General features: G+C 48.5%; 13 protein-coding genes. 8 read left to right on the top strand and 5 right to left on the bottom strand.

The features are described from left to right. The first annotated feature begins 13 nt into the window (after positions 1 to 13). The 7 genes from bla (at position 14) to AC2YIT_RS02200 (ending at position 8035) form a co-directional block, all read left to right on the top strand. Positions 14 to 904, top strand: coding sequence for a class A beta-lactamase, subclass A2 (gene bla, locus AC2YIT_RS02230; protein ID WP_487278106.1), 891 nt, complete (start codon positions 14 to 16; stop codon positions 902 to 904). 24 nt (positions 905 to 928) lie between these two features. Then, entirely contained in the window at positions 929 to 1549 is a 621-nt protein-coding gene (locus AC2YIT_RS02225) for an ABC transporter ATP-binding protein (RefSeq protein ID WP_487278105.1), read from the top strand. A 21-nt stretch (positions 1550 to 1570) separates the two neighbouring features. Next, entirely contained in the window at positions 1571 to 5032 is a 3462-nt protein-coding gene (locus AC2YIT_RS02220; RefSeq protein ID WP_487278104.1) for a DUF7948 domain-containing protein, read from the top strand. Positions 5033 to 5091: 59 nt separating this feature from the next. Continuing rightward, on the top strand, positions 5092 to 5319 hold the full coding sequence (locus tag AC2YIT_RS02215; protein ID WP_487278103.1) for a hypothetical protein: 228 nt from the start codon (positions 5092 to 5094) through the stop codon (positions 5317 to 5319). Beyond that, positions 5309 to 5722, top strand: a complete 414-nt coding sequence (locus AC2YIT_RS02210; protein ID WP_487278102.1) for a putative toxin-antitoxin system toxin component, PIN family — start codon at positions 5309 to 5311, stop codon at positions 5720 to 5722. Before AC2YIT_RS02215 ends, AC2YIT_RS02210 begins: the two co-directional genes overlap by 11 nt. An 11-nt stretch (positions 5723 to 5733) precedes the next feature. Continuing rightward, complete coding sequence (locus tag AC2YIT_RS02205) at positions 5734 to 6177, top strand: DUF4920 domain-containing protein (RefSeq protein WP_487278101.1); 444 nt, start codon at positions 5734 to 5736, stop codon at positions 6175 to 6177. A 73-nt stretch (positions 6178 to 6250) separates the two neighbouring features. Continuing rightward, a complete protein-coding gene (locus AC2YIT_RS02200; RefSeq protein WP_487278100.1) occupies positions 6251 to 8035 on the top strand; it encodes an SGNH/GDSL hydrolase family protein in 1785 nt (594 codons plus the stop codon). 3 nt (positions 8036 to 8038) lie between these two features. On the opposite strand, the gene AC2YIT_RS02195 is transcribed toward AC2YIT_RS02200, so the two are convergent. The 4 genes from AC2YIT_RS02195 to argS form a co-directional block, all read right to left on the bottom strand. Then, positions 8039 to 8932 carry a 1,4-dihydroxy-2-naphthoate polyprenyltransferase gene (locus tag AC2YIT_RS02195; RefSeq protein WP_487278099.1) on the bottom strand — a complete coding sequence of 298 codons (894 nt, stop codon included), beginning with the start codon at positions 8930 to 8932 and terminating at the stop codon, positions 8039 to 8041. A gap of 26 nt (positions 8933 to 8958) precedes the next feature. Continuing rightward, the gene (locus tag AC2YIT_RS02190; RefSeq protein ID WP_487278098.1) at positions 8959 to 9342 is read right to left on the bottom strand and encodes a DUF5618 family protein; all 384 of its coding nucleotides are present in this window, start codon (positions 9340 to 9342) and stop codon (positions 8959 to 8961) included. A gap of 80 nt (positions 9343 to 9422) precedes the next feature. Continuing rightward, complete coding sequence (locus AC2YIT_RS02185) at positions 9423 to 10007, bottom strand: glutathione peroxidase (RefSeq protein ID WP_430842885.1); 585 nt, start codon at positions 10005 to 10007, stop codon at positions 9423 to 9425. A 109-nt stretch (positions 10008 to 10116) separates the two neighbouring features. Continuing rightward, entirely contained in the window at positions 10117 to 11895 is a 1779-nt protein-coding gene (gene argS, locus AC2YIT_RS02180) for an arginine--tRNA ligase (RefSeq protein ID WP_487278097.1), read from the bottom strand. Between the two features lie 174 nt (positions 11896 to 12069). Between argS and AC2YIT_RS02175 the strand changes: the two genes are divergently transcribed. Further along, the gene (locus AC2YIT_RS02175) at positions 12070 to 13590 is read left to right on the top strand and encodes a hypothetical protein (RefSeq protein WP_487278484.1); all 1521 of its coding nucleotides are present in this window, start codon (positions 12070 to 12072) and stop codon (positions 13588 to 13590) included. A gap of 19 nt (positions 13591 to 13609) precedes the next feature. Here the strand turns inward: AC2YIT_RS02175 and pyrR are convergent, their stop codons facing one another. Next, positions 13610 to 14152, bottom strand: coding sequence for a bifunctional pyr operon transcriptional regulator/uracil phosphoribosyltransferase PyrR (gene pyrR / locus AC2YIT_RS02170; protein WP_229211073.1), 543 nt, complete (start codon positions 14150 to 14152; stop codon positions 13610 to 13612). Positions 14153 to 14177 lie beyond the last annotated feature (25 nt).

Raw genomic sequence — 14177 nt, 5'->3', positions numbered from 1 at the left:
CCTCAGAACATCCATGACCAGATTCGCCCGGATTTCAGTTTTAATAGTACTATTCCCAATTATTGCATTTGCCCAACAAGCGAAGCTCAAATCTGAAATTGAGAACATCAGCAAACAGGCAAACGGTATCGTAGGCGTGGGGGTGATGGATTTGAAGACAAAGGAAACTTTGCTGATTAATCAGGATCACAAGTTTACAATGCAAAGCACCTTCAAATTTCCACTGGCGATGGCCGTTCTGGATCTGGTGGACAAAGGGAAATTGAAACTGGATCAGAAAATACACGTCACCCAGGCACAGCTTGATCAGAAGACGCACAGTCCGATGCGCGATAAACACCCCAGGGAAGATTTTGACATTACGATTGGCGAATTGCTGAGCTACTCGGTTTCGGAAAGCGATAACAATGCATGCGATATTCTTTTTGAACTGGCGGGCGGTACTAAAAAAGTGAATGACTACATTCATTCCCTGGGCGTGAAAGACATCGCGATTGTGGCGACGGAGAAAGAAATGAAGGCTGGCTGGCATGTACAATACACCAATTTTGCCCACCCTTCGGCGTATCTTCAATTGCTGGACATTGTTTATAAGGGAAAGACGCTTTCTAAGTCCAGTCACGATTTCCTTTGGAAAATTTTGGTTGAAGGTCCTACGGGCTTGAAAAGGATCAAAGGGTTGTTGCCCGAAGGTACGGTGGTGGCACATAAAACAGGTACTTCTGGCACCAATGATAAAGGAGTGGCTGCTGCGACGAATGATGTGGGAATCATTAAGTTAAAAAATAAAAGAGATATTGCCGTGGTAGTGTTCGTTTCGGACGCCACTGCGAAAATAGATACGCGCGAACTGGTGATCGCCCAGATCGCGAAGGCGGCTGCCGATTATTATAGCGGCCAATAATCAGGATTACATTAACAGAGAGCAGTGCGGATTACAGTCGATAAAATAGGGAAGAAGTTCATCAAAGAGTGGATTGTCAGAAATGCCAGCTTCGAACTCGCAGCAGGAGAGAAGTATGTATTTGTAGGGCCGAATGGCAGCGGTAAATCGACGTTACTGCAACTGCTGACGGGTATGATACCTGTTTCCGAAGGTAAAATCACTTACGCCGACCGGAACGGGAAGGAAATCGAAACGGACCATTGGTATAAGCATATTGTGATTGCCGCTCCGTACCTGGAACTCATAGAGGAGTTCACGTTGCGCGAGCAAATCGAGTTTCATAGTAAGTTCAAACCATTCAAAAATGGCGTTTCGGCGAAGGATTTTGAGGATTTTATTCAGCTTCCGCATGCCAGCGGGAAAATTATCCGGCATTTTTCGTCGGGGATGAAGCAACGGGTGAAATTGGGGCTGGCGTTTTTATCGGATGTGCCGGTGGTTTTTCTTGATGAGCCAACAACAAATCTGGATGTGCAAGGCATCAATTGGTACCTCGATCACGTAATGGATAGTACACAGAATCAGTTGGTTTTACTGGGTTCAAATGTGCAGCAGGAATACGAATTTTGTAAAAATATCATCTCGGTTTCTGCGTTCAAATAGAAAAACTTTGCCGCGCGGACTATGCAGAAAACTTTACGGCTACTCTTCATATCGTTTCTGATTATTGTCCGCACAGCCGACCATTCCCGGGCTGCGTCGGCCTATTTCATCGAAAACAAGGGGCAATGGGACAGCGATGTCCGCTTCCGCGCCGCTATCCCTGGCGGTTTTCTGTTTTTGAAGTCGCATTCGCTGCTTTATGTGCTTTACGATGGCACGAAAGTCTCCGCCATGCATGCGAAGGGGCATACAGAGGCCTCGGGCGCACGAGAGGACATGAGTACGTCAGGCCTGCGCGCGCATGGCGTGGAAGTAACGTTTCTCAATGCGTCTCCAACTTTGCGACATCAACCATTGAAGGTAGGTAAAGGACGTTTCAACTACTTTCTGGGAAATGACGCCAGCACCTGGGCGAGTGGCGTGAACGGTTTTGAGGAGGTAATTTACGAGGACATTTACCCCGGTATCGATCTCCGCATTTATCTCAGCCAGGCGAAGCTCAAATATGAATTCATGGTTAAACCCGGCGCGGACGCTTCGCGGATCAGTTTCCAGTATAAAGGTGCCGAGAAAGTATCTTTAAATGAATCGGGGCAGATCGTAATCAAGACTTCGGTGGGGGATATCAGGGAAGCACAGCCGTATTCGTTTCAGTCGGGCAGCAATGCACGCGCGATTGAAGTCCCTTCGGCATTCCGCATTTCGGGCGAGAATATCGCGCATTTTGAATTGCCTTCCGGTTACGACAAATCATTGCCGCTCACAATCGACCCGGAACTGATTTTTTCAACTTACTCGGGTTCCGTGGCCGATAATTGGGGCCATACCGCGACGTATGATGATGAGGGTAACCTCTATTCCGGTGGTACCGTGTTCGGGGCCAATTTTCCGGCGTCAACCGGGGCTTTTCAAGTCAAATTTGGTGGGTTAGTTGATGTTTCGATCATGAAATTCAATCCCGATGGTTCTGACTTGTTGTATGCGACTTTTCTCGGAGGTAACAATGGCGATGTTCCCACGAGCCTGATCGTGAACAGCCGGAAAGAGCTGCTGATTCTCGGGACGACGTCTTCCAAAAATTTTCCAACCACAGACAATGCATTTCAGCGCGCTTTTGGCGGCGGAACGGGCATAGAGCCGATTTCGGGAATCGGGATGACCAATGGCAGCGACCTTTTTGTAGCGAAACTTAATACTGCAGGTAACCATCTGACGGGTTCTACATTCGTTGGCGGGAGTGGTAATGATGGGGTGAGTGTAACCAATAACGTGACGATCCGGAACTACGGAGACAGTTTCCGGGGTGAAATAGGAGTGGATAAAAACGACCAGGTGTATGTGGTTTCATCCACTAATTCGACGAATTTCCCCTTGAAAAATCCTGCGCAAAACAAGTTGGCGGGCGGCCAGGACGGTGTGGTTTTGAAACTTTCAGTGGGGCTGGACCAACTGCTGTGGTCAACCTATCTGGGCGGCGATAAATGGGATGCAGCGTATTCGTTGAAAGTCGCTGCCAATGGCGAAGTATATGCCGCAGGAATATCCCAAAGCGGCAATTTGCAGACCAAAGCGGGAGTTTATCAATCGGCATTGAAAGGAACGGAGGATGGTTTCGTGGCACGTTTTGCAAATGACCAGCTATCGGCACTGACTTACCTCGGGACCGACCAGGAGGACGGGGCTTACTTGCTGGATCTCGACGCGAGCAATCGGGTATATGTCTACGGACTCACGGCAGGCAATTATCCGGTGAGTCAGGGGGTGTATCATAATGCAAAAAGCGGCCAGTTCGTGCACGCATTGAATGCCTCCTTAACCCAAACCTTGTTCTCGACCATTATCGGTTCGGGCCGTGGTACGCCGGATATTTCACCTACGGCCTTTCTGGTAAGCGAATGCGGGAATATTTATCTGGCAGGCTGGGGAGGAAATGTCAATAGTGGTACCAATAACAACGCGGCCAGCAGTACTACCGGCCTGCCAGTTACCGATGACGCCATTCAGTCCGCTACCAACGGAAACAACTTTTACATCGCTATTCTGGAACAGGGAGCAAAGTCTCTGCTCTACGCGACATTTTTCGGGAGCCTCGCGCGTGACACCCGCCTGCAAGGCGATCACGTGGATGGGGGAACGAGCCGGTTCGATAAAAATGGGATGATTTACCACGCGACCTGCGCCTGCGGAGGCAGCCATTTCCCGACAACGCCCCAAGCCTGGTCGGAAACCAATAATAGCGATAACTGCAACAACGCGGCTTTCAAGATTGATATCGACCGATTGAAGGCGGATTTCGACGTCTATAAGGGCCAAACCAAAGACGTACTTCGCGGCTGCGCGCCCCTGGAACTGACATTCGTGAACACCAGTGAAGGCGGGGTGGATTACATATGGGAGGTCAACGGGAGTACGATTTCGAGGGACGAAGGACAATCGGAATATACATTTACCAAGCCGGGCGAATACACGGTCACACTTACGGCCTACAACCGGTTGAGTTGCAAGCGAATGGACGTGGCTGAGAAGAAGGTTATTGTTGAAACATTAACTACAAAAGTAACGGGCGATACCACGGTTTGCGAGAACAGCATCGTGAAACTGAGCGCCAGCGGCGGTACCCAATATAAGTGGTCGCCCGCAACGGGGCTGGACAATGCGAATAGTGCCACGCCGGTTGCTACAGTGAGAGAAACGACGGAATACACGGTTGAAATCAGCAACAATCTGGGCTGCAAAGTAACGGAAAAGGTAAAACTGGATGTCGAGAAAAAGACCGATTTCGTAGATATGCCTGACACCGAAGTATGCCAGGGCGCCACCGTAACGCTGACCGTTTCAGGTAGTGCGCCGCAATACAAATGGCATGCGACAACGGGTCTGGACGAAACCATCGGGAAATTGGTGACTGTGAAGCCGACACAGACCACAATTTACGTAATCGAAGGTTTGTATGAAGACGGCTGTCGCCCGCTTCGTGAAATTACGGTGAAAATCGACCAGTCCTATACGCCGGATTTTGAGATAGTGCAATCGGGCGGGGCATGTAATGAGCCATTTTCCTACTCATTAAGCAACAAAACAGGCAAAGCGCAGCGCTACGAATGGAATATGGGTACGGGTAATCCGGTGGCCGACCCGGAAGTGAAAAACTACGTTTATGAAGTTCCGGGCGAATATACGGTCACGCTCACGGCCTACAATGCGGCAGGCTGCTCGCTTACGGCCTCCAAAAAGATCAGCGCGGAGCCTGCCTTCACACTAAGTAATGTCATCACCCCGAACGGCGACGGGAAGAACGATTTTTTCATCGTCCCCGTCGCTTCATCCTCGTTGGAAATCTTCAATCGATGGGGGAAATCCATCTTTAAGTCAGCGGATTATAAAAACAATTGGGGGAAGGGCATTGCCAACGGTACGTACCTCTACGTCGTCGACACCCCGCAGGGAAACCATTGTAAGGGATGGGTTGAAGTGTTGGAGTAGGGTGGTTTTGATTGTATTGCGGGAGGTGTTAACTTTATGTTGATCATTCACTTATCGATATGGAACGGATTATTTTGGAAGTAAATGACGAGTTAGCCCGCGCATGGCGCAATGCTCCCAGGCAATTCAGGGAAAGGCTTGAAAAGGATCTTGAAAACCAGATTTTTGAGAAAATACGTCAGGCTGAACTGGAAAATTTTTTTCAACTTCTGGGTGATGTGCGGGAGGAAGCCCGGCAGAATGGACTCACACACGATAAACTTGAAAGTCTTTTGAATGGCGATTAGCAGATTCATTTTTGACACAAACACACTTATCAGCGCATTTTTGCTTGAAGGTAGTACTACTAGCCTTGCGCTCACTAAAGCGATGAAAATTGGGAAAGTCATCACAACTCACGCCATACAGCGGGAGTTAGCGGATGTTTTTCTCAGAAGCAAATTCGATAGATATGTTTCCTTCGAAAAGAGGGTTCGTGTTTTGAATTTTTTGGACGACCAGCTCGAAATGTGGCCGGAACCCGAGGAGCGAATTAATATATGCCGTGACCCGAAAGACAATAAGTTTTTGGAACTGGCCACATTAAGCAATGCAACATGTATTATTACGGGGGATGAAGATTTGCTGATACTTAATTCGTTTAAAAATACAGCGATTTTAAATTCAAGAGATTTTTTAACACACTTCTAAATACTATAATCATGAAAAGACATCTTTCAATACTCCTGGTTATACTAACCGTCTCTTTCGCCAAAGCTCAAAGCAACTTTGGCAAGCAAATTGATGATAAGGAGGCGATTGCGGCGACGGCGCTTCCGGCGCAAATGGGTGATAAAAACGAAATACAGGCCAAGGTGACGGGTACAGTGGAATCCGTTTGCCAGGCGAAGGGATGCTGGATGAAGGTCAACCTGGATAATGGCGAAACCATGCGGGTGGTTTTCAGAGACTATGCGTTTTTCGTACCGAAAGACATTGCAGGCAAAACCGTCGTTTTCGAAGGAGAAGCCAGGAAGACGCTGGTTCCGGTGGAGCATTTGAAGCATTATGCGCAGGATGCTGGCAAGAGCAAGGAGGAAATTGCGAAGATCACTGAGCCGAAGGATGAACTGACATTTATTGCCGATGGCGTGATTGTGAAATAATCTTTTCCCAAACGGGAGAAATAGCCTTACGGGCACTTTTGTAGCGATACATTGGTGTCCGTTTTACTTTTTTATGCTTTTCAGATCAATTTCAAATGTGTGCGTAGGCCTGTTGCTGAGCATTCAGGTTTTAGCGCAAAGTAGCCAGTATGTCTGGTGGAATCCTCAAACGGCTGCTTTTCCTGTTGTAGAAGGGCAGGCCTGGCCTACGAAGGAATTGAAAAGTCCGTATGACCGCCTGCCGGCGCGGGCCGAAAAGCAGGTACGTGACGTGGTTTGGAACTTGTCCAATCAATCCGCGGGTCTGATGATCCGTTTCCGTGCCAATGCTTCCGATATAAAAATTCGTTACGCAGTGGGCGGCAAGCACGCGCTCCCGCATATGCCTGCAACAGGCGTGAGCGGCGTGGACTTATATGCGGTAAGCAATGATGGGGAATGGCGCTGGTGCGCAGGTAAATACGCGTTTGGAGACACCATTACCTACGATTTTAAAAACCTGTCTCCGAACGATAATTACCACAAGCACGGACGCGAATACCGACTGTTCCTGCCGCTTTATAACAGCGTGAAATGGTTGGAAATAGGTACGCCGCAGGGAACGGAATTTACTCCATTGGCCGTGCGGCCTGATAAACCGATCGTTATTTATGGTACGTCAATCGCACAGGGGGCGTGTGCGTCGCGGCCAGGTATGGCCTGGACATCGATCTTAAGCCGGAAAATGGACCGGCCGCTCATCAACCTGGGTTTTTCGGGAAATGGGAGATTGGAAAAGGAAGTGGTGGATCTGATCGGCGAGATCGATGCGAAAATTTATGTGCTCGACTGTCTCCCTAACCTTACCATTCGCCCCGATTCCAAGCTCGGACTGACGGCCGAAGAAGTGAAGAAGCGGGTAATCAACACCGTAATGGCATTGCGCCAAAAGCGCCCCGACGTGCCGATAGCGCTTGCGGAACATGCGGGATATGCCGAAGAGGACATTAACCCGCAAAGTAAACATTATTATGCAGAGATCAACGGCGTGTTGAAAGACGCGTTCGCTACATTAAAAACGCAGGGTTTTCAGAACATTTACCTGATCCCGAAAGAAGATTTCGGGCAAACCTACGAATCGACGGTGGACGGCACGCACCAGACGGACCTGGGCATGCTGCAATATGCCGATGGCTACGAAAAGCATTTAAGAAGTATTTTTCACGAGCCGTCAGGCGAGTTCTCAACCACCCGCCCGGTAACCCAGATGCGCGAGTTGCACAATTATGATTGGGAAAAACGACATTCGGAAATTCTCGAACTCAACCGGAAAACCTCGCCGACAGTCGTCGTGATCGGCAACTCCATCACGCATTTCTGGGGCGGCTTGCCCAAAGGACCGAGAGCAGTTGGTGAATCGTCGTGGAGTAACACATTCGGGAAAAATTCCGTGAATATCGGCTATGGCTGGGATCGCGTCGAGAATGTGCTGTGGCGCATTTATCACGGAGAACTGGACGGTTTCAAGCCGAAACAGATTTTTGTCAACATCGGTACGAATAATCTAGGTTTGAACAGCGACGAGGAAATTGTGGCGGGTTGGAAACAGCTTATTGACGCGATTAAATACCGGCAACCGCTGGCACAGATCGTCATGATGGGAATTTACCCGCGCCGCGAGCAGGAGCAACGTGTGGCCGGATTAAATAATAAACTGGTGCAAATCACAGGTGAAGCCGATGTGCTGTTCGTGAACCCGGGAAAAGTGTTCCTGAAAGACGATGGCAAGATCGATGAGTCGCTATTTTCCGACGGCCTGCATCCTAATGAAAAAGGTTACAGCTTGCTGGGTAATGCAATCAAACCCTTTGTGAAATAGGCATTAAAGGACAATACCAATCCCAAAAAGGATCACGAAAAGCAAGGTAGAAAGCGCCATTTGTTTCAGATAGGGATCAAGCTCGCTGGCTTTGGTCAGCCGCGAAATAGCAAGTCCGTTTTTGACAAACAGTGGGAAACTGAGGAAAAAGATCAGGCTCGTATAGCTGGAAAAGTGCTGAGCCGTATAAACCGTTACGCAGAGCATACCGACGAGCAGAATGCACCAGTGATAGACAATGGCTTTCTCGCGCCCGATTCGCACGGGAATGGAGTTCTTTCCGGTTGCACGGTCGGAGTCAATGTCGCGGATGTTGTTGATATTCAATACGCCTACTGCAAAGAGGCCGCAACTGGTTGCTGGCAGGAGCAAACCCCAGTTCCAAACGTGGGTGTGTAAAAAGTTGCTGCCAAGCACACCCACCCATCCGAAAAAGATCAGTACGGAAAGGTCGCCCAGGCCTACGTAGCCGTATGGCCGCTTACCCGCAGTGTAGGTAATGGCCGCGATAATGCAGGCAATACCAATGCCGAGAAATACCCAGAATGTATTAGCTGGCGCATCTTTCAATGCGATCGTAAGCAAGGTAATGCCTGAAATCAATGCCAGTACCGAGAAAAGAATAATGGCCCGCAGCATTTTCGCAGCAGTGATATGTCCTGAATGCACAGCCCGGCGTGGTCCTTCGCGCAGATCGGTATCCTTGCCGTTGACCGCATCGCCATAGTCATTGGCAAAGTTGGAAAGTACTTGCAGGAGAATGGTCGTCAGTACGCTTAAACCAGCCACCGGCCAGCTGAACTGCCCCGAAGCCGCAGCCAGAAAGCAGCCCATTAAAATACAAGACAATGCGAGAGGTAATGTGCGGGGACGTGCGGCTTCAATCCAGGGATTCATTGTTGGGTATTGTTAATTCGGGTATTTCAGGCTGCTGTTTTTTGCTCAGCCCAGTTTAAGATTTTTTCAGCGACATCGAGGCCTCCGTTGGAAACCGACACAATACGATTTCCATCATAGCTCATTGCAAGATGAAGCGTATTGTAGGCTTCTATGAATAATGCGAGCATCTTTTTGTCTACCGCGGATAATTCTTCCCTATACCAGTCGACACTCTTCCTCCCTTTTTTCTTATCTCCAAAAACAACATCCAATGCTTCCAGAACACCTATGTAGGCGGTATGTCCGGCCATTTTTACATACTTTCTGTCTTTATACAACTCATCTTCTTTGATTGCCTTTTCGCGAAGAATTTGTTTGGCATTGGAGAGGTAACGACGTGCTTCTTCAATAGTACTGATGTTTTTCATAGTTGCGTATAGTTGATGTATTAAAAAACTGTCGGAAGAGCCTTCGGAATACCAAGGGCTGCCTCCGACAGTGAATATACTTAAATTCCTACCGCCTTCGTAAACTCTTCGTCAGTAGGCAATACTTTCGAAGCGAAGAAGTGCGTCAGTTCGCCTTTTTCATTGATTACGTATTTGCAGAAGTTCCAGGTAGGAACTTTGTCATTCCAGCCGTTCAGGTCTTTGTTGCTTAGCCATTTGTAGATCGGCGCCTGGTCGTCGCCCAATACAGATACCTTCTCGAACATCGGAAACGTTACGCCATAGGTTGCAGAACAGAAAGTCGCGATTTCTTCGCTGGTGCCTGGTTCCTGGCCGCCGAAGTTGTTAGCGGGAAATCCGAGTACCACCACTTTGTCGCCATGATCTTTGTAGAATTTCTCCCAGTCGGCATATTGCTTGGTATAACCGCATTTGGAAGCCACATTCAGGATCACGACCTTTTTACCTTTGTATTTGCTCAAATCAACGGTTTTGCCGCCTACCAGCGATTTTACCTTGAAGTCATAAAGCGTTTGTTTGGCAACAGGAGCATTCTCCGGACGGGTCGCTATTTCGGATTTGTCAACGAAAAGTCCGGTAATCAATGAAGTAATCATAATGAAAAGTGTCTTTATTAAGCTCATAATAGGTTTTGGTTATGGTTATTACATATAGTTAGAAAGTGATTTGCATGCAGGGATCATCGGGTTAACTCTCCAAAACACTATACGGCCCGATTTTCAAAAAAGTTGCTTACATCCGTTCGGGGACATCTATGCCCAATAACCCCAAAGCCTTGCGAATCGTTTCCGCAACGGCGCCGGATAATGCGACGCGCAATTTCACTGCTTCCGGATCCGGATCGGAGAAGATGGAAACCTCCGCATAGAACTGGTTATAAACCTTTGCAAGGTCAAATGCGTACTGCGAAATGAGCGACGGTGCGAACTCGTTGGCAGCCGCCAGAACCTTCACAGGGTATTGCGACAGTGCAAACACCAACTCGCGTTCGGCCTGGTGCATGGCATAGCTGTCGCCCGGTATTTCTGCCGGAATGCCTGCCTGCTCGGCCTTGCGCATGATCGAACGGATACGTGCGTAGGTGTATTGAATGAATGGCCCTGTATGTCCCTGGAAGTCAATGGATTCCTCGGGATTGAAGAGCATTCGCTTTTTAGGATCTACTTTCAGCAGGAAGTATTTCAATGCGCCCAATGCCAGCTGGTTATAAAGCTGTTTGGCTTCCTCGCTGTTAAAATCATCGATTTTGCCCAGCTCCTGCGTGCGGTCGGATGCCGTCTGCACCATCTGGCCTACAAGATCGTCCGCATCGACGACAGTACCTTCGCGCGACTTCATTTTACCCGAAGGCAAATCCACCATACCATAGCTGATGTGATAACAGCCGTCGGCGTAGGTGCGGCCAAGGCGTTTCAGGATCGCGAACAGTACTTTAAAATGGTAATCCTGCTCATTACCCACTACCCATAGATAGCGGTCGTTGCCGAAATCGCTGTTTTTCAATTCGGTCGTGCCCAGGTCCTGAGTGATGTACACGGATGTTCCGTCACCGCGAAGTACCAGCTTTTCATCAAGTCCTTCTTCGGTCAGGTCGATCCAGACCGAATTATCCGGCTTTTTGAAGAATATACCTTTTTGAAGACCCTCTTCGATGATATCCTTTCCTAGTAGGTATGTATTTGATTCATAATAGGTTTTGTCGAAGCTTACACCGATTTTTTGGTAAGTTTCTGCAAATCCTTCATAAACCCAGTTGTTCATTTTTTGCCAGAGCGCTACCGTTTCAGGATCGTTATTTTCCCAAAGCAGGAGCAATTGCTGCGCTTCCATGATCCACGGGGCCTTTTTAGCAGCTTCTTCCTCGCTCAGGCCCTGTTCTACCAGTGCTTTGATCTGCTTTTTGTACTCAATATCAAACAGAACGTAATATTTGCCTGCCAGGTGGTCGCCCTTGATGCCGCTCGATTCGGGCGTTTCGCCATTGCCCAGTTCCCGATAGGCCAGCATGGATTTGCAAATGTGGATACCGCGGTCGTTGACCAGGCACGTTTTTACCACGTCATAGCCACTCGCTTTCAGGATTTTCGAAAGTGAATCGCCCAGGAAGTTGTTGCGCAAATGCCCCAGGTGAAGCGGTTTATTGGTGTTAGGGGAGGAAAATTCGACCATCACCGACTTCCCGTTAGAAGGCAGCGAACCGAATGTCTCGTCGGAAGCAATCTTGCCGAACAAATCCAGCCAGGTGCTGTCTTTCAGGCTGATGTTGAGGAAACCTTGCACGACATTAAAGCCTGCAACAAGCGATGACGACATAATTAGCTCATCGCCAATGATCTGCCCGATCTCGGCTGGTGCCTTGCGAGCCGCTTTGGTCAAAGGAAAAGTGACAAATGTGTAAAATCCTTCAAATTCTTTCTTGGTAGGTTGCAGGATGATTTCCTGGTTGTCCAGCTGAAAATGTTTTTGGACGGCTTTTTGAATATCCTCCTTGAGTATTGCTTCAATTGTCATGAAAAATCGGGGATTACATTCCCGCAAGTTTTTATTTAAATGAAATTATTTCTAATATTAATAGCAATGTGAGCCTTGCAGGATGCAAAATTAGGCTAATTATTGATCTGTGTCACACCCCTGAAGGAAGAAGTTATGCATAACCGTTCTATAAACTATTCCGGGTTGAAATTAATGCTGCTATTGATCTTCGCGCCGCTTTGCGGGGTGCTGGCACAGTTGCAGCAATCCGATCGCCTCGAAATCCCGACCAGTTCATCTTCTTCCGAGCAATTCGAGGTTTTTAGTCTGGGTGAGAAGGGGATTTTGTCTGTAATACGGGGGAATGAATTTTCAAACCGCAACGAGCAATGGGAGTTTGTAAAATACGACACAACCCTGAAAGCGCTCTGGCGGACTTCCTATAAACTCGATTTCCGGTACATTCCGGTGATGGCTTACAAAGCTGAAGAAAGCGGATACTGGCTGTTTGCTGAGCCTGATACCGACAAATTCCTGTTCCTGCAACTGAATTTCCAGGACGGTTCCATTGATACCTATAAAGGTAATCTGCTTTCGGGCGTCGATGTCCAGCATTTCAAGGTGATCGGCAGCAAGGCATTGGTGTCGGGCTATTACCGGTCACGGCCGATCGTGATCGTGCATTCGTTTTTCGATCACACAACCCGCGTACTACCCGGCCTTTTTGAAAAGAATACCGAGCTGAATAATGTCGATATCAACGAGATCGACGGATACATTAATGTGATCACCTATGCTTACCGTAAGAAAAATTGTGTTTTTGAAATAAAAACTTACAATTACGATGGCAAGCTATTGAAAAGGACCAGTTTGAGTGACCCGCGTTACAGCTTCATTTCAGGGCAGATTGTGCCGCTCAATGCGGATGATTCCTACCTGATCGGCAACTATTCTGTAGGTTGTACCCAATATTCGCAAGGCCTTTACGTGACGCATGTTTCCGACGATACGCCGGAAGAGCCACAGTTTATCGAGTTTTCGGAATTGCAGAATTTCTTCAATTACATGAAGCCCAAGCGGCGCGCCCGGGTGTTGGAAAAGATCGGCAAGCGGAAGAGCCTGGGTAAGGAAAACCGGTTTCGTTATCGGCTGCTGGTACATCAGCTGATTCAGACGGAGAAGGAAATTGTGCTGGTAGCGGAAGTGTATTATCCCAATCAGCGCTCCACGAGTCCAATCATTTCCGGCGGGATTTCGCGCCCATACGTAGCGCGTGCACTCGAAGGCTACCGGTACACGCACGCGATCGTGTGCGGGTTCGACCGTAGCGGCAAGCTCATGTGGGACAATACCATTACGATTAAAGACCTCACAAGCTTCGATTTGCAGGAAATGGTACAGGTAACACCCGTCGACGACTATTTTGTGCTGGCTTATCCGCAGGAAGGAGAAATCCACACCGAAGTGATCAGTCGTAATAAAGTGGTGGTAGAAACGGAGAAATTTAAAATCAATCCCAAATCGGAGAAAGAAAAGGTACTGAACAATGAAGACGGCTATCTTTCACCATGGTACGGTCAATATTTCCTCGCTTACGGCATGCAGCGGATTGGTACTTCTTCGATTGTGCAGGGGCGCGAAGTGTTTTACGTTAACAAGCTGACTTACAAGACCGACGATATTGGTAAAATGGAGGCCAAGGAAGAAGCTTCCCGACCCGGTCATCAGCCTTAACACATTATTTAGCACAGGGCTAGTCGACGAGCCAGATGTGGTCGGCGTCAAAGCCCTGCTCTGTCCATTCCACCTGCACCCGCTGTGTTTCCACCGTGCTTACCTGCATTCCCACGTAATCGGGATCGATGGGTAGTTCGCGGTTATAGCGGCGGTCGATCAGTACCAGCAATTCCACCACTTTGGGGCGGCCGAATGCAGTCATAGCATCGAGCGCCGCGCGTACCATACGCCCGCTGGCGAGGACGTCGTCGATCAGGATCACTTTCTTACCTTCGATCAGGAACGGTACATTGGTTTTATTCGGCACGAGTGGAGACTCGCGGCGGCGGAAGTCGTCACGATAGAAGGTAGCATCCAAATGTCCGAGGAGGATATTCTGTCCGGTGATTTCGCGGAGCTCCTTCACAATGCGTTCGGCAAAGTGTATTCCCCTGGGCTGCAAACCCATGACAACCGTGTTCGAAAAATCCTGGTGATTTTCAATCAGTTGCTGACAAAGCCGGCTGATCATTATTTCCAGAAGGGGGCTGCTAAGTACTAATCGTTTTTGGGGTATCATAAAATTTCCCTGAATTTTAGCCTAA

It is taken from the genome of Dyadobacter sp. SRI_021 (genome assembly GCF_057586235.1).
The sequence above is the reverse complement of the archived record's forward strand: the minus strand, read 5'-3'. Positions and strand labels throughout refer to the sequence as shown.